The following is a 1,869-nucleotide window of genomic DNA, read 5'->3' on the forward strand; positions in this document are numbered from 1 at the left end:
CAACGGATGCCCCGCAGCCACCTGCCCCGACACCGCCACATCACCCGAACCACCCGAACCCGAACCCGAATCCAGCCAATAACGCCGACGACGGAACGGATACGTCGGCAGATCAACATGCCCCACCACCCCAGGAAACACCCCACCCCAATCCACCCCGAACCCACGCGACCACACCACACCCAACGCACCCACCACACCACGCACCTCGTCCCGCCCCCGACGCACCGACGGAACAAACACCACATCACCACCCACCACACAACCCGGACCCATCACCGACAACACCGCATCCGGACCCACCTCCACAAACCCCGAAACCCCACGCCCCTCCATCACCCGAACCGTATCCAAAAACCTCACCGGCTCCCGCACATGCGACACCCAGAACCCCGGATCACACACATCACCCGACACCACCAAACCCAACCGCGGCTCCCTGAACGACAACCCCTCCACCACACCCCGGAACTCCTCCAACATCGGCTCCATCAACACCGAATGAAACGCATGCGACACCACCAACCGCTTACACCTACGACCACGCCCCACAAACACACCCACCACCTCATCCACCGCACCCACCACACCAGACACCACCACCGAAGACGGACCATTCACCGCCGCCAACGACACCCCCTCACCCAACAACGGCAACACCTCCTCCTCCGACGCCTCAACCGCCACCATCACCCCACCCAACTCCAACCCCTGCATCAACCGCCCACGCGCCACCACCAACCGACACGCATCCTCCAACGACAACACCCCCGCAACAAACGCCGCCGCCACCTCACCCACCGAATGACCACCCACACAATCCACCCGCACACCCCACGACTCCCACAACCGGAACAACGCAACCTCCACCGCAAACAACGCCGGCTGCGCCACCCCCGTATCATCCACCGACAAACCACCCGAACCAGAACCAGAACCCTCCGACCCCAGACCCCACATCACCTCACGCACACCCTCACCCACAAAACCAATCACCTCATCAAACGCCTCCGCAAACACCGGAAACGCCTCATACAACCCACGACCCATCCCCACCCACTGAGACCCCTGACCCGAAAACACAAACCCCAACGACCCACCACCCGAACCCACCACACCACGCACCACACCAGAACCGGACTCACCCTCCGACAACGCCACCAAACCCGAACGCAACTCCTCCCAACCCCCACCCACCACAACCGCCCGATGCCCCAACCCCGCACGCGTCACCGCCAACGCCCGACACACCTCACCCACCGAACCAACCCCAGAACCATCCCCCACCACCGACAACACACGACCCGCCAACTCAACAACCGCCTCCTCCGACTTCCCCGACAACACCAACGGCACCACACCACCACCCGGCACCACACCACCACCAGAAGCCACCTCACGAGACACCACCTCACGAGGCGCCTCCTCCAAAATCACATGCGCATTCGTCCCACTGATCCCGAACGACGACACACCAGCCCGACGCGGCCGACCCCCATCCGGCCACACCCGACCCTCCACCAACAACTCCACCGAACCCACAGACCAATCCACCTGATCCGACGGCTCATCCACATGCAACGTCCGCGGCAACACCCCCCGCCGCATCGCCTCCACCATCTTGATCACACCAGCCACACCAGCAGCCGCCTGCGCATGACCAATATTCGACTTCACCGACCCCAACCACAACGGCTCACCACCCTCACGACCCTGCCCATACGTCGCCAACAACGCCTGAGCCTCAATCGGATCCCCCAACCGCGTCCCCGTCCCATGCCCCTCCACCACATCCACATCCACCGGCCCCAACCCCGCACTCGCCAACGCCGCACGCACCACCCGCTGCTGCGACGGACCATTCGGAGC

General features: G+C 63.8%; 1 protein-coding gene. It reads right to left on the reverse strand.

Annotated elements, in window-relative coordinates; translation table 11 throughout:
* Positions 1 to 1,869 (reverse strand): acyltransferase domain-containing protein (locus OO67_RS35325; RefSeq protein ID WP_157841793.1); only part of this gene is annotated, 1,869 nt, incomplete at both ends.

It is taken from the genome of Streptomyces atroolivaceus (assembly GCF_000717025.1).
GTDB lineage: Bacteria > Actinomycetota > Actinomycetes > Streptomycetales > Streptomycetaceae > Streptomyces > Streptomyces atroolivaceus.